This is a genomic window from Arthrobacter sp. SDTb3-6, from assembly GCF_013376095.1.
GTDB lineage: Bacteria > Actinomycetota > Actinomycetes > Actinomycetales > Micrococcaceae > Specibacter.
On record NZ_JAAMFN010000057.1, the window covers coordinates 1 to 16,648 of the forward strand.

The 16,648-nt window shown below is 67.1% G+C and carries 16 protein-coding genes; 5 read left to right on the forward strand and 11 right to left on the reverse strand.

From position 1 onward, the window contains the following. Window positions 1–15 precede the first annotated feature (15 nt). Entirely contained in the window at window positions 16–1,059 is a 1,044-nt protein-coding gene (locus G6035_RS18105; protein ID WP_176618501.1) for an LLM class flavin-dependent oxidoreductase, read from the reverse strand. Between the two features lie 129 nt (window positions 1,060–1,188). After that, window positions 1,189–2,424 carry a pyridoxal phosphate-dependent aminotransferase gene (locus tag G6035_RS18110; protein WP_176618502.1) on the reverse strand — a complete coding sequence of 412 codons (1,236 nt, stop codon included), beginning with the start codon at window positions 2,422–2,424 and terminating at the stop codon, window positions 1,189–1,191. Between the two features lie 270 nt (window positions 2,425–2,694). Here G6035_RS18110 and G6035_RS18115 point away from each other — a divergent pair, with 270 nt between their 5' ends. Beyond that, window positions 2,695–3,330 (forward strand): uracil-DNA glycosylase, encoded by a 636-nt coding sequence (locus tag G6035_RS18115; protein ID WP_176618503.1) that lies wholly within the window; start codon window positions 2,695–2,697, stop codon window positions 3,328–3,330. 90 nt (window positions 3,331–3,420) lie between these two features. Here the strand turns inward: G6035_RS18115 and G6035_RS18120 are convergent, their stop codons facing one another. Beyond that, on the reverse strand, window positions 3,421–3,969 hold the full coding sequence (locus tag G6035_RS18120) for a hypothetical protein (protein ID WP_176618504.1): 549 nt from the start codon (window positions 3,967–3,969) through the stop codon (window positions 3,421–3,423). Window positions 3,970–4,194: 225 nt separating this feature from the next. Here G6035_RS18120 and cyoE point away from each other — a divergent pair, with 225 nt between their 5' ends. After that, the gene (cyoE, locus tag G6035_RS18125; RefSeq protein ID WP_176618505.1) at window positions 4,195–5,163 is read left to right on the forward strand and encodes a heme o synthase; all 969 of its coding nucleotides are present in this window, start codon (window positions 4,195–4,197) and stop codon (window positions 5,161–5,163) included. Here cyoE and G6035_RS18130 read toward each other — a convergent pair. Genes G6035_RS18130 through G6035_RS18165 form a run of 8 tightly spaced genes read right to left on the reverse strand, consistent with a single transcriptional unit; the run spans window position 5,160 to window position 11,359 of the window. Continuing rightward, window positions 5,160–6,218, reverse strand: coding sequence for a HoxN/HupN/NixA family nickel/cobalt transporter (locus G6035_RS18130; protein WP_176618506.1), 1,059 nt, complete (start codon window positions 6,216–6,218; stop codon window positions 5,160–5,162). The genes cyoE and G6035_RS18130 overlap by 4 nt on opposite strands. After that, a complete protein-coding gene (locus G6035_RS18135; RefSeq protein WP_371131066.1) occupies window positions 6,218–7,087 on the reverse strand; it encodes an urease accessory protein UreD in 870 nt (289 codons plus the stop codon). The genes G6035_RS18130 and G6035_RS18135 overlap by 1 nt, the downstream gene beginning before the upstream one ends. Continuing rightward, window positions 7,084–7,701, reverse strand: a complete 618-nt coding sequence (gene ureG / locus G6035_RS18140) for an urease accessory protein UreG (protein ID WP_176618507.1) — start codon at window positions 7,699–7,701, stop codon at window positions 7,084–7,086. Before ureG ends, G6035_RS18135 begins: the two co-directional genes overlap by 4 nt. Window positions 7,702–7,752: 51 nt before the next feature. Beyond that, a complete protein-coding gene (locus tag G6035_RS18145; RefSeq protein WP_176618508.1) occupies window positions 7,753–8,442 on the reverse strand; it encodes an urease accessory protein UreF in 690 nt (229 codons plus the stop codon). Window positions 8,443–8,450: 8 nt separating this feature from the next. Next, window positions 8,451–8,945, reverse strand: coding sequence for an urease accessory protein UreE (gene ureE, locus G6035_RS18150; RefSeq protein ID WP_176618509.1), 495 nt, complete (start codon window positions 8,943–8,945; stop codon window positions 8,451–8,453). An 11-nt stretch (window positions 8,946–8,956) separates the two neighbouring features. Further along, window positions 8,957–10,669, reverse strand: a complete 1,713-nt coding sequence (gene ureC, locus G6035_RS18155) for an urease subunit alpha (RefSeq protein WP_176618510.1) — start codon at window positions 10,667–10,669, stop codon at window positions 8,957–8,959. After that, on the reverse strand, window positions 10,666–11,001 hold the full coding sequence (locus G6035_RS18160; protein WP_176618511.1) for an urease subunit beta: 336 nt from the start codon (window positions 10,999–11,001) through the stop codon (window positions 10,666–10,668). The genes ureC and G6035_RS18160 overlap by 4 nt, the downstream gene beginning before the upstream one ends. Window positions 11,002–11,056: 55 nt before the next feature. Next, window positions 11,057–11,359: an urease subunit gamma gene (locus tag G6035_RS18165; RefSeq protein ID WP_176618512.1), complete on the reverse strand. Its 303-nt coding sequence runs from the start codon at window positions 11,357–11,359 to the stop codon at window positions 11,057–11,059. A 307-nt stretch (window positions 11,360–11,666) separates the two neighbouring features. On the opposite strand from G6035_RS18165, the gene G6035_RS18170 reads away from it, so the two are divergent. From G6035_RS18170 to G6035_RS18180, 3 genes are all read left to right on the forward strand, one after another. Further along, window positions 11,667–13,637: an MFS transporter gene (locus G6035_RS18170; RefSeq protein ID WP_218063339.1), complete on the forward strand. Its 1,971-nt coding sequence runs from the start codon at window positions 11,667–11,669 to the stop codon at window positions 13,635–13,637. A 130-nt stretch (window positions 13,638–13,767) separates the two neighbouring features. Then, window positions 13,768–14,415, forward strand: a complete 648-nt coding sequence (locus G6035_RS18175; RefSeq protein ID WP_176618514.1) for a hypothetical protein — start codon at window positions 13,768–13,770, stop codon at window positions 14,413–14,415. 237 nt (window positions 14,416–14,652) lie between these two features. Next, window positions 14,653–16,428: a S53 family peptidase gene (locus G6035_RS18180; RefSeq protein ID WP_176618515.1), complete on the forward strand. Its 1,776-nt coding sequence runs from the start codon at window positions 14,653–14,655 to the stop codon at window positions 16,426–16,428. Window positions 16,429–16,648: the final 220 nt, after the last annotated feature.

Here is a 16,648-nt window from a genome sequence, read left to right on the forward strand (position 1 = left end):
GGCGTTGGTGGCTGGTCAGGCCTTGCGGAGGTTTTCCCTGACCAGCGGGGCAACCTGCGTGCCATAGAGTTCAATGCTGCGCATGAGTTGCTCGTGCGGCAGGGTGCCGTGGCTGTACTTCAGATCGAAGCGGGACAGCCCCAGCGACTTGGCCACGGTGGTGATCTTGCGCGCCACCGTTTCCGGCGAGCCGACCATCAGGGCGCCCTTGGGGCTGGCCGTGGCGTTGAACTGCAGGCGGGTCAGGGGCGGCCAGCCGCGGTCACGGCCGATGCGGTTGTGCGCGGCGGCGTAGTGTGGCCACAGCTCTTCCATGGCCTGTTCGTCGGTCTCGGCGATGTACCCCGGCGAGTGGACCCCGATGGGCTGCTCCGGCTGGCCGAATTCCTTCAGCGCACGGTGGTAAAGGTCGGTGAACGGGGCGAACTGCAGGGGCTCCCCGCCAATGATGGCGAGCATCAAGGGCATGCCGTAGTGTGCCGCGCGGACCACGGACTGGGGGCTTCCGCCCACGGCCACCCACGATTTCAACGTCCCCTTTTCAAGGTGCGGATATACCATCTGGTCGGCCAGGGCTGCACGGGTGCTGCCACTCCACGTGACGGGGCCCTGCTTGAGCACCTCGGCGAACAGGGCCAGCTTCTCCTCAAACAGTTCCTCGTACTGCTCCAGGTCCAGGCCAAAGAGCGGGAAGGATTCGGTAAAGGAGCCGCGGCCCAGGGTGACTTCGGCACGGCCGGAGGAGACGGCGTCGAGCGTGGAAAAGCGCTGGAAGACGCGGACGGGGTCATCGGAGCTTAGCACAGTGACGGCCGATCCCAGCCTGATCTGCTTGGTCTGCCCGGCAATCGCGGAAAGCACCATGTCCGGGGAGGAGATGGCGTAATCGTCGCGGTGGTGCTCGCCAATCCCAAAGTAGTCCAGGCCCAGGGAGTCGGCCAGCACGGCCTGTTCGACGACGTCGCGGATCACCTGGGCGGCCGGCTTCGCCAAGCCTTCCCCGTCCAGGGTGATGTCACCGAAGGTGTCCAGCCCCAGTTCAAAGTCAGCGTCAACCATGCCTTGCTCCATTCCGTAGCCCCACTCCCGCGCCGGCTGGCCGGCCATTCCGGGAAATATGCGTTTGCATCTACTTGGAGAACTGGGCGCCCACGGAAACTATTCCCGGACCACTGGAGGCACCGGGCTCTACCGCAGCGCCATGGCCGCCTTGCTGCGGTAGACGGCCAGGAAGGTGGAGATCCTCCGCACGGCCTCCTCGATGTCGCCCACCGAGGGCAGCAGGACAAAGCGGAAGTGGTCCGGCGAGGGCCAGTGGAATGCGGTGCCGTGGGAGACCAGGATCTTTTGGTCCTGCAGCAGGTCGATCACGAACTTTTCATCGTCCTCGATGGGATACATCTCCGGGTCCAGCCTCACGAACAGGTACATTGCCCCGGCGGCCGGGACGCACGAAACGCCGGGGAGCGCATTGAGCAGTTCCGAGGCGCGCGTGCGTTGTTCGCACAGGCGCCCGCCGGGCTTCGTCAGGTCGTTAATGCTCTGGTAGCCGCCCAGGGACGTCTGGATGGCGTGCTGCGCCGGCACATTGGCACACAGGCGCAGCGAGGCGAGCAGCTCCAGGGATTCCTTGAAGCCGGCCATCGCGGCGCGCGGTCCGGACAGGGCCACCCAGCCGGCACGGTAGCCAGGCATGCGGTAGGCCTTGGACAGGCCGCTGAAGGTGAGCATGCAGACATCGTCCGCCAGCGAGGCCATGTGGATGTGCGTGCGGCCGTCGTAGAGGATCTTCTCGTAGATCTCATCGGCAAAGATGACCAGGTCGTGCTCGCGCGCCAGTTCCACGAACCGCTCCAGGATGTGCCGCGGATAGACGGCCCCCGTGGGGTTGTTGGGGTTGATGATCACGATGGCGCGGGTGGCGGGCGTGATTTTCGCGGCCACGTCGGCCATGTCCGGCCACCACTCGTTGTCCTCGTCACACAGGTAGTGGACCGGCACGCCGCCGGTCAGGGTGACCGAGGCGGTCCACAGCGGGTAGTCCGGCGCCGGGATCAGTACCTCGTTGCCGTTTTCCAGGAACGCCTGCAGGGTCATGGAGATCAGTTCGCTGACGCCGTTGCCGACAAAGATGTCCTCCACGCCGATCTTCATCAGGCCCTTGGTCTGGTAGTACTGCGAGATGGCCGTGCGGGCCGAGAAGATGCCCTTGGAGTCGCTGTATCCCTGGGCCCCGCGCAGGTGGTGGATCATGTCCACCACGATCGACTCCGGGGCCTCCAGCCCAAACGGCGCCGTGTCGCCGAGGTTCATGCGCAGGATCCGGTGCCCCTCCGCCTCCATCTTCTGGGCCGCATGGAGGATCGGGCCGCGAAGTTCGTACCGCACATTGGCAAGCTTGCTGGAGTGTTGCATGGGGCGCATGCCTTCCATTTTCACACAACGACGACGCCGGCCCGGGCCGCCGTCCACATGCCGGTCGCCGGGGCGGGGGTGCGACGCCTTTTCCCGCCCGGGTGCGCTGCCGCGGCGGCGCTGTTGACTTTCTCACAATCGACGCCGTGCCGCCGGGCCTAGCACAAGCGGAACGCCCCCAAAGACGGCCGATGATTGGTAGGCTGAAACGCTGGACAAAGGCCCTTGTGGGGAAGCGCCCGTCCCATTACTTTGACCCTCAAGGAGACCAAGCCCTCAATGACTTCCGTGGCAACCGAATCACTGCGCGAACAGCTCTGGAACCGTCGTTATGACGAGAACATTGCACCCATTACCGAACTGTGCGACTCCCTGGCCCAGGCCCGTCCGGAGCAGCGGGTTGCGTATGTGGATCCGGTTCACGACGTCGACGATTGCCGCATCATCAGCCTGTTCTCCAACGTCGGGGAGCTGGACCCTTCCGGTTTTGTAACCGCCGGCGACGAGCAGGCGGCCACCCGCCTCCTGGGCATCCACTGGCAGCTGGGCCTGCGCCCCAGCTACGTCATGCCCTGGAACGTGCACCCATGGTTCACTCCCGGTGAGCCCAACGGCCGCCTGAGCGCCGCCCAGATCGAACAGGGACTGCGCCCCCTTGTGAAGTTCCTGACCCTGGTCCCCCGTGCGTCCGCCCTGGTGGCCCACGGCACCGAGGCCCACCGCCTGGCCGACCAGCTCCTGAAGGCCCAGGGCCCCATGCTGTACAAGCGCGGCTTCGGCATCTACAAGGTCCGCTCCCTTTCCGGCCGCAGCTTTGCCGGGTCAGCCGACCGCCAGGCCGGTTGGCTGTTGGAATCGGCGAAGGCCTACGCCGAATCCATGACCCGCAACGGCATCCCGGTCAAGGGCCGCTGACCCGCCACCACCAAGGGTGCCGTGCACGACGTCGGACCGGCCCCCCGAGCGGGACCGGTCCGACGTCGTACAGGCGTGACGGCGGCGGGGCTACCAGCGGTGCGCCACGTCGATGACCAGCCGCGACTGGTTCCCGGGCCCGTTGAGCACAAACACGGTGAACGGCAGGCGCGCACGCACGCCAAGCCCCACGGTGGTTCGGGATTCGAAGCTGCCTGCCAGCGCCACTTGGCGGAATGTGGCATAGCCGGCGGTGTCGACCAGTTCACCGGGGTTGGCAGGCCGGTAAACCTGCATGCCGGTGTTTACGTTGTAGGTGGGGTCCTCCACGGTGACCTGCAGGAACGCGCCTCCGCGCAGCGGCACCACGGCGCCGCTCCCCTGCCTGTGCACGGCAGCAACGTACTGCACCGTGAAGCCGTTGGCGTGGCCGTTGATGTCGACCACCAGGCGGTCAAGGCAGGCATGCCGGCCCGCCCTGACGTTGGCGATGGGGGCACTGGAGGTGGCGCCGGCGGACTTGGCCAGCGACCCCCACGTGATCCCGCAATAGGGCGCCGCCTGTGCCTGGCCCGGCGCGACGACGAGGAATGCGGCAAGCAGCCCCAGAACTGCCAGCCATGGCTTGAGCTTTCTCATGGGGAACACCCCTTTGGGGAATGTACGGGTTGGGTACGTCCAGTTCTAGTCCACCGACGGCCGGAAGGCCCCGTCCCGGCTGTAAAATGCTGCAAATCGTTAGCGTGCAACCGCACAGCCCCCAATCGTTATGACGCATCTCACATTCGACCGTTCGTCACCATAGTGCAGCCCGCGGTGTCGATATGCTGGTTTGGCCCCATCTTCTGCACGAAAGGCCCCGCCATGGCCGCGCCCGGTCCCACTCCTCCCCCGCGCCGCCTGGGCGCCAGGGGCCCCGCTGACGGGACGGATGGCGCCTTGGCGGCCCGCGCAACGGGGCCGGGCTGGCGGGATGCGGTGCTGCGCTATTACTCGCTGGCCAAGCCCGGCGTGCTGTACGGAAATGTGCTCACGGCGGCCGCCGGATTCCTTTTTGGCTGCCCCGGCCCCGTCGATTGGCTGCTGTTCCTTGCCGTCTGTCTCGGCACCACCCTGGTGATCGGCTCCGCCTGCGTGCTGAACAACGTACTGGACCGTGACATTGACACGGTCATGGCACGCACCAGGAACAGGGCCACCGTCACCGGCGGCGTCCAGGCACGCAATGCGGTGGTCTATTCGGTGCTCCTGGGCGTGGCGGGGCTGGCCGTGCTGACGGCCTGGACGAACTGGCTGGTCGTCGCCGTCGGGCTGGGCGGCTACCTGGCCTACGTGGTCCTTTACGGCATGCTGTCCAAACGGATGTCCATCCACGGGACCCTCGTGGGCAGCATTTCCGGCGCGGCCCCGATCCTTGGCGGCTATGTCGGTGCCAGCGGCGTGCTGGATGCCGGCGCCGGGATTGCGTTCCTCATGTTGTTCTTCTGGCAGCTGCCGGCCTTTTATGCCATTTCCATCTACCGCCGCGGGGAATACGCCAAGGCGGGTGTTCCGGTCATCGCCGTGGTGCGCGGCATCGCCAACACCAAGGTCCAGATCCTCCTCTACACGCTGGCGTTCACCGTGGTGGCACTGCTCCCCCAGCCGGCCGGGTACACGGGCTGGAGCTACACCGCAGCCATGGGCGTGCTGTGCCTGGGCTGGATTGTACTGGGCCTTCGTGGACTTGCGCAGACGGCGGCGGAAGCGTGGGCCCGCAGGATGTTCCGCTACGCCCTGGTCATGATGACGGCGCTGTCCGTCCTGCTGGCCCTGGGCCCGCGCCTGCCCTAACGTTCGACGCCGGCTGCCGTGCCTTGGCTGTCCCTGCGCCACCCCAGGGCGGCGATCCCCCAGACGGCCAGGAACAAGCCCACCAGCACCAGCCCCGCATGGCCGAGGTCGAGGCCGGCCAGCCACGTGGTGGCCGGGTCCGTGAGCCCCAGTGCCGAGTGCAGGATGCCCGCGATCGTCAGCACAGAAATGAACAGCGCCGACGTCGAGGACAGGCCGGTGACCACCATGTTGAAGCCGATGCGGCGTGCGGGGTTCATGATCGCGGAACGGTACATCTTCATCATGGCCATGCCGTTGGCGGTGTCACACAGGGTCATGGCCGCGGCGAAGGCCAGCGGCAGGGCCAGCAGTGCGGCCACGGAGATCCCGGCCAGGGCTGCGGACGCCGCCAGCAGCAGGAACGCGATGGTGGAGGCAGTGTCAAAGCCCAGCCCGAACAGGAAGCCGAGGATGTAGATGTCCCGGGGCCGTTTCACCCGTGAAAGCGGCTTGTTCATCAGCCGTGCCACCATCCCGGTGGGGGCCAGCTCGCCGTCGGACACCGTCCCGCCGCTCCGGACCCTGCGGTAGAGCACGTTGGCCTTCAGGAACGCGGAGCCGTTGAACAGCCCGATGGCCAGCAGGAAGGCCGCGGACACCCCGGCCCCGAACAGGGCCAGGGCCAGGTTTGCGGCACTGCCGTCCCGGAGCACGGTGGCCATGATCCCGGCGCCGCTGACGACCAGGATGCCCGCCAGCATCACCACGGAGCTGTGCCCCAGGCTGAAGGCGAACCCAACGCTGACCGGCGCCCGCCCCTGGGCGGCGAACTTTCGGCTGGAATTGTCGATGGCGGCAATGTGGTCCCAGTCGTAACTGTGCTTCACGCCCGCCAGGTAGGCGGTGAGCAGCAGGCCCAGTGCCAGCGGGTGGGTGTCCCGCAGCATTGAAAAGACCATCAGCGCAATGACAGCCAGGTGGAGCAGGGCCACCGCCCCAAATGTGGCACCGGCGCGGCGGGCCACAGGCAGCTGCTCGCGTTCAAGGTAGCCCATCCGGGTGGTGGCGGACATCAGTACTTCCTCAGGTTGAGGGGTTCCTGGCCGAACCAGCGGCCGCGCAAGAGGTCGACTGCCGTGGCCAGCATGGCGTTGAGCGGTTCCGAGGAGACGGACAGGGCGCGCAGGGCCAGGCCCGGGCCGTCCAGCAGCGTAATGCCCAGTTGCCCGTGCGGGTCCATGCCCGCCAGGGCGCCATGGAGCTCGTCGACCAGGGCCGCGTCCACGCGGGCGTCCACGACCAGCAGCGACCCCAGGTGGGTGTAGCGGCCCATGAAGGACATGCCGCCCACGGGAGAGCCGCTGCCGGGCCGGATCAGGAGGTTGTCCAGGACAGCCAGACGGCCGTCGATCGAGATTTCATTGCGCATCCGGATTTCGTCGTACCGGAACAGTTCCCCGTCCGGGGACCACCCCGGTGTCACCACTTCGGCCATGACGAGGGAGGCGGTGGGGTCCATGTCCACCGTCGTCACCTGCCCGTAGCTCGCCTGGCGGTAGGCAATCAGCGGATCGGGCAGCAGTTCCAACCGCGAAGCCGCACCCAGGCGCAGGTGCTGGTGCTGCTCGGCGCGGCTGCCGGGTGTGCGGTACACCTTGGTGGCTGCCTGCGTGGTCAGGAGCAGGTCCGCGCCCCCTGCCACATCAACCTCGATCAGGTACTTGTCACCGCCCAGGTACGCCCCGCCCGGGTTGATCACCGTGTAGCAAACCTGCCCGGTGTGGTCGAGGTAGTGCGGCCGGAAGATGCGCAGCGCGCCGTCGTGGAACTGCCGCACTGCAATGGAACGCCCGGCCCGCCGGTCGATGTCCAGGGAAAGCCTCCCCGCCCATTCCCCCGGCCCGCCCAGACGGCCCACAGTGGCCAAAACGGTCTCGGTCACCGCGACTCCAGGTCAAGCATGAGCACGTCGTGCTTGATCCAGTGGATGACCTGGACCAGGCCGTCGTCGGTCTTCAGGTTGGTGAAGCAGTAGGGCTTGGGTCCGCGGAATTCGAGCGTGTCGGACTCCATGATGGACAGGTCCGCGCCCACGTACGGGGCGAGGTCGGTCTTGTTGATGATGAAGAGGTCCGCCTTGATCATTCCCTGCCCGGCCTTGCGCGGGATCTTCTCGCCCTGGGCCACATCAATGATGTAGATGGAAAAGTCCACCAGCTCGGGGCTGAACGTGGCGGAGAGGTTGTCGCCGCCGGACTCGATGAAAATGACCTGCAGGTCGGGGTGCCGGGCTTCCAGCTCCTCCACGGCGGCGGAGTTCATGGACGTGTCCTCGCGGATGGCCGTGTGGGGGCAGCCGCCCGTTTCAATGCCGATGATGCGGTCCAGCGGCAGCACGCCGTTCGCGGCGAGGATCTTGGCATCCTCGATGGTGTAGATGTCGTTGGTGATGGCGGCGGTGGACACTTCCCCGTCGAGGGCGCGCGTGAGCCGCTCCACGAGCTGGGTCTTGCCGGCGCCGACGGGTCCGCCGATGCCAATCCTGATGGGTTTCATTGTGTCTCCTTCTAATAGATCTGTGGTCTCGACAGGCCCGGCCGGCGGGTGTCAGGACATGAACATCCGGGCGCGCTGGCGTTCGTGCTGCATCTGTGCGATTTCCAGGCCCGGGGCGGTGACGCCGAAGTCCTCACGGCCCAGCGCCTGGATACGCACGACGCCGTCACCCACCTCCGAGTGCGCGCCCGCCAGGACGCGTTGGCCCGCCCCCTGGCCGATGGGAATGCCCCGGATGGCATTTTGCGTCAGGGAAGTGACGGTGGCAAACATATACGCGGCCAGCAGCTCCGGCAGCGGAACGCCCAGGGACTTCCCGGCCACGGCGAAGGCCAGGGCCGGGTGCCCTGCACAGTCGCCGCGTGCCACGGCCGCGGCGTAAAGCTGCAGTTCCGGGGAGGGCACCACGGCCAGCGCGATGTCCAGCATGCGTGCCCCCATTTTCACCCCGGCCTCGCGGATTTCGCGTGGCAGGGCGGCGGCGTGCAGTTCCCGGTCGACTCGCTGGAGCTCCGGTTCCGTTGCCGCTTCCACGGCAAGGCGGATGGCCAGCCCGTCGCTGTGGACCAGCTGGATGCGGATGAACTGGGTCAGCCAGTCGGCGAACGAGAGCTCGTCGTGGACCTCGCAGCGGTGCAGGCTGGTTTCCAGCCCCAAGGAGTGGCTGAATGCGCCGGTGGGCAGCGCCGAATCGCTCAGCTGCTGCAGGGGCAGCAGGTAAGCCCGTAGGGTGTGGTTCATGGCGGGCCTCAGTGCGTGTGCCCGGCGTGCCGGAACGGCACATCCATCACACGGTCCTGGCGCGAATATGCCACCCCGACGTGCTTGAGGTAGTCCTCCACCGTGTGGTCGTACGCCAGCACCATCACCTCGGCGCCGTATTCGGAGTCCGCGCCGAAGAACTGCGCCTGCATGTGCCGGTTGCCCAGGTTGTGGGCCACCACCCCCATCTCCTGGATGGATCCGGGGGCGATGACGAGCACGTCGGAGGATTCCACGGCCACCACAATGGCATTGTGCCCGTCCAGGAACAGGACGTCTCCGTCGCGCAGGTCCGGCACGTTGTCCCCGGCAAGCCGGATGCCGACCTCGTTGCCGTGGTCGGTGGTCACGCGCTGGATGCGTTTGACCAGCTCGGCGGACGGCAACAGCACCTTTTCCTCGTGCAGTCCGGCCAGGACGGCCGGGTCGAAGGACGCTGTGGCCGGGTCAAACTTGTTGCCCAGCACCTTGTCGATAATCAAGTGTGCTCCTTTTAAAACAGGAAGTAGCGCTGGGCCATCGGCAGCACGCTGGAGGGCTCTGCCGTGACAACTTCGCCGTCCACGCGGACTTCGTAGGTTTCCGGATCAACCTGGATGTCCGGCGTTTCGCCGTTGTGCTTCATGTCCGCCTTGGTGAGGTCGCGGATGCCGTGGCAGGCGCGGATCTCGTGCTGCAGGCCCAGCTCGGCGGGCACGCCGGCGTCGACCGCCGCCTGCGACAGGAAGGTGATGGAGGTCGAATGCACGGCGCGGCCCAGGGCGGCAAAGTTGGCGCGCAGCGTCCGGGGCTGCGGGGTGGGAATGGAGGCGTTGGGGTCGCCCATGACGCTCATGACCATCTGCCCGCCCTTGATGACCATTTCCGGCTTGACGCCAAAGAACTCCGGTTCCCACAGCACCAGGTCGGCAAACTTGCCCACCTCGACGCTGCCGATGTAGTCGGAGACGCCCTGGGCAATCGCGGGGTTGATCGTGTATTTCGACACAAAGCGCTTCAGCCGCGCGTTGTCGCCCACCTCGGGGTCGTCGTCGTACTTGCCGCGCTGGCGCTTCATGGCGTCGGCGACCTGCCAGGTGCGCAGCACCACCTCGCCCACCCGGCCCATGGCCTGGGAGTCGGAGGAAGTGATGGAGAAGATGCCCATGTCGTGCAGCACGTCCTCGGCGGCGATGGTCTCCTTGCGGATACGGGAGTCGGCGAAGGCCACGTCTTCGGGGATCTCCGGGTTGAGGTGGTGGCAGACCATGAGCATGTCAAGGTGCTCGTCAATGGTGTTCACCGTGTAGGGCAGGGTGGGGTTGGTCGATGCCGGCAGGACGTTGGCCAGCCCGGCCACCTTGATGATGTCGGGGGCGTGTCCGCCGCCGGCGCCCTCGGTATGGAAGGTGTGGATGACGCGTCCGCCGATGGCCGCGATGGTGTCCTCGACGAATCCGCATTCGTTCAGCGTGTCGGAGTGGATGGCCACCTGCACGTCGTATTCGTCGGCCACGCGCAGGGACATGTCAATGGAGGACGTTGTGGAGCCCCAGTCCTCGTGGACCTTCAGTCCGATGGCGCCGGCGCGGATCTGTTCGGCGAGCGGCTCGATGGCACTGGCGTGACCCTTGCCCAGCAGGCCGATGTTGATGGGCATGTTGTCCACGGCCTGGAGCATCTTGGAAATGTGCCAGGCGCCCGGGGTTACGGTCGTGGCCTTGCTGGCCTCGGAGGGGCCCGAGCCGCCGCCGATCAGCGTGGTCACGCCGGATGCCAGGGCAACGGGGATCTGGTCGGAGCTGACAAAGTGCACGTGCGTGTCGATGCCGCCGGCCGTGAGGATCCGGCCCTCGCCGGCGATGATGTCCGTGGCCACGCCGATGGTGATGTCCACGCCGTCGGAGATCTGGGGGTTGCCGGCCTTGCCGATCTTGAAGATGTGCCCGTCGCGCAGGGCCACATCCGCCTTGTAGATGCCGGTGTGGTCCAGCACGATCACGTTGGTGATGACGGTGTCCGGGATGTCCTCGTCGCGGACCAGCTGGCCGTTTTGGCCCATGCCGTCGCGGATCACCTTGCCGCCGCCGTACACGACTTCCTCGCCGTACTTGGTCAGGTCATACTCAATCTCGGCAAACAGTTCGGTGTCCGCGAGCCTGACGGCGTCGCCCGTGGTGGGGCCGTACAGGTCCGAGTATTGCTTGCGGTTCAGTTCGAAGCTCATTTGCTGCCTTCCCCCGCCGTGTTGGCGTCGAGTGGTCCGTTGACGAGGTTGCGGAAGCCGTGGACTTCCCGGGTGCCGGAGAGCGGTATCAGGCTGACGGTCTTGGCGTCGCCCGGCTCAAAGCGGACGGCTGTGCCGGCAGGAATGTCCAGCCGGTGGCCGCGGGCCTCGGCGCGATCGAATTCCAGGGCCTTGTTGACCTCCTGGAAATGGTAGTGGGAGCCCACCTGAATGGGCCGGTCGCCGCGGTTGGTGACCTGCACCAGTTTCGCCACCGACCCCTCATTGCAGATAATCGGATCGCTTCGGAGAATGTATTCACCCGGAATCATGGCATGCCTTTCATTTCACGGCTTTATTCGGACGACGGCGCACTGGGGCGGCCGGTCAGCGGATGGGATTGTGGACGGTGACAAGCTTCGTGCCGTCGGGGAACGTGGCCTCGACCTGTACGTCCTTGATCATTTCCGCGACGCCCTCCATGACGTCATCGCGGCTTAGGACGGTGCTCCCCCAGCTCATCAGATCGGCAACGCTGCGCCCGTCCCGGGCGCCTTCAATCAACTCGTAGGTGAGGATTGCCACAGCCTCGGGATGATTGAGCTTCAGGCTTCGCGCCTGGCGGCGGCGGGCAAGATCTGCGGCCACCACAATCATGAGTTTCTCTTGTTCCCGGGGCGTCAAGTGCATGGAGCTCTCCTCAAGTCTGCAACGGATTCCAGTGTCCACCCGTTACCTGCAACCGGCAAGACAATGTGACGGGAGGTCGGCGGACTGGGTCAGGTTATCAGACCACAGGCGCTGTTTTGGACGGCGGCGGCCGCGTGGCCCGTTGCCCGGGTCCGGCGTGCCCAAGGGGCCGCGGGGCGGGAGCCGGCGGGTTGACAGGGATCTTTCAGCTTCACGGCACGCCACGGGACTACCATGGTTAGTTGACAGAGGTAACCACCGACCGCTGCCCATGGACGGAACCAGCTTCCCAGGGAGTGCGAACATTGTGGCCAAGGCACAACTGACACCTACCACCGCCGCCGCAACCCGTGCGCGCGCCCTTGCCAGCCCGCGCTACAAGTGGATCGTGCTGTCCAACACCACGCTGGGTGTGTTGATGGCCACCATCAACGCCTCCATCCTTTTGATCGCGCTGCCGGACATTTTCCGTGGTGTGGGGATCAACCCGCTGGCCCCCGGCAACACGTCTCTGCTGCTGTGGCTGATCATGGGCTACATGGTGGTCACGGCGGTGCTGGTGGTCAGCTTTGGCCGGCTCGGTGACATGTATGGCCGCGTCAAAATGTACAACGCCGGCTTTGCCATCTTTACGCTTTTTTCGATCCTGCTGACCGTCACCTGGATGACGGGCGTGCCCGGCGTGTACTGGCTAATTGTCATGCGCATCCTGCAGGGAGTTGGCGGGGCGCTGCTCATGGCCAATTCCAACGCCATCATCACCGACGCCTTCGGCGTGGACCAGCGCGGGCTTGCGCTGGGCCTGAACCAGGTGGCCGGCATTGCCGGCTCGTTCCTGGGCCTGATCATCGGCGGGCTGCTGGGGCCGCTCGACTGGCGCCTGGTCTTCCTGGTCTCCGTCCCCGTGGGCGTCTTCGGCACCGTGTGGGCGTACCTGAAGCTGCACGACAACGGCATCCGCCAACCGGCCAGGCTCGACTGGTGGGGCAATGTGACCTTTGCCGCCGGACTCGTGGCCGTGCTGGTGGGCATCACCTACGGCATCCAGCCCTACGGCGGGCACACCATGGGCTGGACCAATCCGTGGGTTCTCTCGGCATTGATCGGCGGCAGCGTGGTGCTGGCTGCCTTTTGCATCATTGAAACCCGCGTGCCGGATCCAATGTTCCACCTTTCCCTGTTCCGCATCCGTGCCTTTACCGCCGGCAACCTCGCCAGCCTGCTGTCCGCCATCGGCCGCGGCGGGCTGATGTTCATCCTGATCATCTGGCTGCAGGGCATCTGGCTCCCCCGGCACGGCTACGACTTTGCCAGCACCCCGCTCTGGGCCGGCATCTACATGCTGCCCTTGACCGCCGGCTTCCTCGTGGCCGGACCCGTTTCCGGCTGGATCTCGGACAGGATGGGAGCCAGGCTGCTGGCCACCGGCGGGATGGTGGTGGCGGCGCTGAGCTTCTGGTGGCTACTGGAGTTGCCGGTGAACTTCCAGTACTGGACCTTCGCACTGGCACTGCTCGTCAACGGCGTGGGCATGGGGCTGTTTGCCGCACCGAACCGTGCCGGCATCATGAACAGCCTGCCGCCCAACCGGCGCGGCGTGGGAGCCGGGATGAGCACCACCTTCCAAAATTCGGCCATGGTCCTCTCCATCGGCATCTTCTTCTCCCTCATGGTGACCGGGCTCGCCAGCACCCTCCCGGCCACCCTCAGCAACGGACTCATTGCCCACGGCATCAGCGCGGCCGACGCCGGCCGTGTCGCCTCCCTGCCGCCCGTCTCCGTCCTCTTTGCCTCACTTTTGGGCTACAACCCCATCCAAACGCTGGTGGGTCCTGCCGCCCTGGCCGGCCTCTCCCCCGCCAATGCCGCCTACCTCACCGGCCGGGGTTTCTTCCCGACCCTGATTTCCGGGCCGTTCGCCGACGGGCTGGCCGTCGCCTTTGGCTTCGCCATTGCCGCCTGCCTGGTCGCCGCCGTCGCATCCGCGCTGCGCGGCGGCAAGTACGCCTACCCCGAGCCTGCGCCCGTGGAGCTGAAGGCAGCCGGCCGGAGCGACTCCCCGGCAACGGTCCCGCCGCGCGTGCAGTCTTCCCTCGAGACCGGAACAGGTACGGGCCCGTCCGCCGACTTTCCGCCCGTCCGGCGGGTGCCCGCCGTCGAACGCCAGGGTCACGGCGTTGCCGGGCCGGGCCGGAACCGTGCCCGGACAGGCCCCGGGACCGCCCGCCATGCGCCCGGTGCCATGGAGCAGTCAGCGCCCCGGCACCGCATTGAATAGGGTGGCCCCACCGCACCCTTGACCTTGCCCCCGAAAGGGCCTGCAATGGAGATAAGGGAAGCGGTGCGGCCGGTTCCCGGTGCAGGTGTCCGGACCCAAGCGCCCGGGGCAGTTGGCAGGAGGTGCCGAAATGTTGGTGACGGCCCTGGCAGGGTTTGTCTTGACGGCTGTGCTGGTGGTGCTGGCCACGGCCGGAACCACATGGCTCGTGAAAGTGCGTCCGGCCTTGGAACATGACCCCGACGCCCACTTCTGGTACCTTTTTGCGGGTCTGTGCGTGGTGCTGCCTGCCGTGCTGGTCGCAGCCGTGCTCAACCGTTGGGCGGGCGCCACCCTGGCATTACTGGCAGTCGGGACCTGGTGGTGGACCAACACCGTGGTGCGTCGCCGTCTGGTGCAGCAGGCGAACGCCCGCGCCCTGCGCCTGGCCGAGGCGGAACGCAAGGCCCTGCGCGCCAGGCATGCCGTGGTTCTTGCCCGCTGGAGCCGGTACGAGCTGGATCCGGCCAGTGCCATTGACTTTCCCGGCATGGCCGACGTGCGGATTCCCGAGACCTCGGCCCTCGTCAAGGCCTTGGCCCAGGCGCAGGCCGAATGGGTGCGCCGCAGTCCGGGCCCGGGCGGGACGGCACGGTACCGGGCGGCCGTCACCGTCCTGGAAGGTGCCTTCAAGGCCGCTGAACTGGTCTCGGGGCGGGCAGGCGCCCGGAGCGGCAGCCCATCCGGGCAACGGACGGTGGAGGCTGTTGCCCGCCATGTCCCCCTCGGGAGCAGCTGACAGCCGGTCTTGGAGCAGGGGCTTGCGGGCTTGCGCCTTGGCGGCGTCGGGGCGCGGCACTGACACGCGCCGGCCTTGCGCCCCATGCCGCCGATATTGTCGTCAGGTTCCACCGCCGCGCGTCGCGCCGGAGGGCGCAACCCACCTGCCTGGATGAATTGCGGCTCGCCGCCCGCTTCGTTGTCTGTCTCCACGATGGGTCGTAGTATCGCCGATAACGAGTGAAAGGCGAGTGCCATGTCTGACAAGGAACCGCTGGCGGGCCAGCCGGGCGCACAAGATCCACAGGGGGACGCTCCTCGGGAGGGCCAGGTGCGCGCCGGCAGCCAGGAAACAACGGGCGATGCACCACGACGGGGGCGGCACGCCGCCCATGACTCCGGCCCCGAGCTGGTTGCCCTCCCCGGCAGCAGCCGCGGTCCGGCCCCCCAGGCACTCCACCATCCGGCAGGCGCCGGGACGCAGGATGAGCTGTACCGGGAAGAAATTACGGTGACCGTGGTGTTGCGCCGGGCGGGGTCGGTGCAGGCCGGGGCCCCAGGGGCCGGCGCCGTCCCGGATGGGCACGGGAAGCCCCGGGCCGCGGGCAGCGCAATCCCGGCCGCCTACGCGGCCGCGCCGGCCGACGTCGACCTTGCCGTCCGGACCTTCACGGGCCTCGGTGCAACCGTGGTTGAAACCGACCCCGCCTCGCGCAGGCTTCGGGTTTCCGGGCCGGTGGGCCTGCTTTGCACCATTTTTGGCACCGACCTGGACACGGTGTCCAGTGTCGGCCCGAACAATGAAACGTCCACGCACCGCCACCGTACAGGGGAACTGAGCGTACCGGCGGCCCTGGACGGCGTGGTCACGGCAGTGCTGGGACTCGACGACAGGCCGTCGGCACGCGCCCCCTTTCACTTCGCGCCGGCAGCCGCCGGCTCAGTAAGCTACACGCCGCTGGACCTGGGCCGCATCTACAACTTCCCGGCAAATACCGACGGCACCGGACAGGTCATTGCCATCATTGAGCTCGGCGGCGGATTCGGCCAATCGGACCTGGACACGTACTTTTCGGAGCTGGGCATCACCGGCCCGTCCGTGCAGACGGTCAGCGTGGACGGCGCCGTCAACGTCCCCGGAGGCGACCCCCAGGGCGCCGACGGCGAAGTGCTCCTGGACATTGAAGTGGCCGGCGCCCTTGCGCCGGGCGCCGCCCAGAAAGTCTATTTCGCCCCCAACACCGACGCCGGGTTCCTGGACGCCGTCTCCAAGGCCATCCACGACACGCCCGCACCGGCCGCGATCAGCATCAGCTGGGGCCAGAGCGAGGACCAATGGACCGCGCAGGCCCGCACAGCCATGGACGACGCCTTCGTCGACGCAGGCATGCTGGGCATCACGGTCACGGCGGCAGCCGGGGACAACGGCAGTGCCGACGCCGAACGCGACGGAAAAAACCATGCTGACTTCCCGGCGTCGAGCCCCCATGTGCTCGCGTGCGGTGGAACGAGGCTTGAAGTGGACACCGCCACCGGGAACGTCACCAGCGAGACCGTCTGGAATGATTCCACGAGTTCCGCAACGGGCGGAGGGGTCAGCGATGCCTTCCCGCTCCCGAGCTGGCAGCAGCAGGTCACGGTGCTCTCCGGCCGGGGACCTGCAACCACGCCCAAGGGGCGCGGCGTGCCGGACGTGGCAGCCGTGGCAGATCCGCAAACCGGATACCGCGTCCGGGTGGACGGGACGGACATGGTCATTGGTGGCACCAGCGCAGTGGCGCCGCTGTGGGCCGCCCTGGTGGCCCGGCTGGTGCAGTCGCACGGGCGCGGACTGGGCCAGTTGCAGCCTGTCCTCTACGCCGCCGTAACGAAAGGACAGGTTGCCCCGGGCTTTCGAGACATCACCGTCGGCAACAACGGCAGCTACCAAGCGACGCCTGGCTGGGACGCGTGTACGGGGCTGGGTGTCCCCGACGGGACATCGCTGCTGTCGGTGCTGTCAGGATCCCCGGCGCCTGCAACCGGTTCCTGACTCGGCGCGTTCGAGTGCTGGCGGGCCCGCCGGGAAAACTGTCTGGGTCCGCAGGAGACCGTATGCGGTACCCGTGCCTGTGGTGACGGCTGTCGTGACGGTCGTAGCATCGCAGGGCGAACCAGGATGTCCTCCCCGAACAGCCCTTGGCCTCCCTTCCGTGTTAGGGCGACCCTTGCCCCGCCAGGCCCGCCAGCTCGGGCGCGCCGGACTGTCCGCC

Bases quoted from the DNA above. Each gene is read 5' to 3' on its own strand.
- G6035_RS18105 (WP_176618501.1), bottom strand. From the start codon at position 1,059: ATGGTTGACGCTGACTTTGAACTGGGGCTGGACACCTTCGGTGACATC.
- G6035_RS18110 (WP_176618502.1), bottom strand. From the start codon at position 2,424: ATGCGCCCCATGCAACACTCCAGCAAGCTTGCCAATGTGCGGTACGAA.
- G6035_RS18115 (WP_176618503.1), top strand. From the start codon at position 2,695: ATGACTTCCGTGGCAACCGAATCACTGCGCGAACAGCTCTGGAACCGT.
- G6035_RS18120 (WP_176618504.1), bottom strand. From the start codon at position 3,969: ATGAGAAAGCTCAAGCCATGGCTGGCAGTTCTGGGGCTGCTTGCCGCA.
- cyoE (WP_176618505.1), top strand. From the start codon at position 4,195: ATGGCCGCGCCCGGTCCCACTCCTCCCCCGCGCCGCCTGGGCGCCAGG.
- G6035_RS18130 (WP_176618506.1), bottom strand. From the start codon at position 6,218: ATGTCCGCCACCACCCGGATGGGCTACCTTGAACGCGAGCAGCTGCCT.
- ureG (WP_176618507.1), bottom strand. From the start codon at position 7,701: ATGAAACCCATCAGGATTGGCATCGGCGGACCCGTCGGCGCCGGCAAG.
- G6035_RS18145 (WP_176618508.1), bottom strand. From the start codon at position 8,442: ATGAACCACACCCTACGGGCTTACCTGCTGCCCCTGCAGCAGCTGAGC.
- ureC (WP_176618510.1), bottom strand. From the start codon at position 10,669: ATGAGCTTCGAACTGAACCGCAAGCAATACTCGGACCTGTACGGCCCC.
- G6035_RS18160 (WP_176618511.1), bottom strand. From the start codon at position 11,001: ATGATTCCGGGTGAATACATTCTCCGAAGCGATCCGATTATCTGCAAT.
- G6035_RS18165 (WP_176618512.1), bottom strand. From the start codon at position 11,359: ATGCACTTGACGCCCCGGGAACAAGAGAAACTCATGATTGTGGTGGCC.
- G6035_RS18175 (WP_176618514.1), top strand. From the start codon at position 13,768: ATGTTGGTGACGGCCCTGGCAGGGTTTGTCTTGACGGCTGTGCTGGTG.
- G6035_RS18180 (WP_176618515.1), top strand. From the start codon at position 14,653: ATGTCTGACAAGGAACCGCTGGCGGGCCAGCCGGGCGCACAAGATCCA.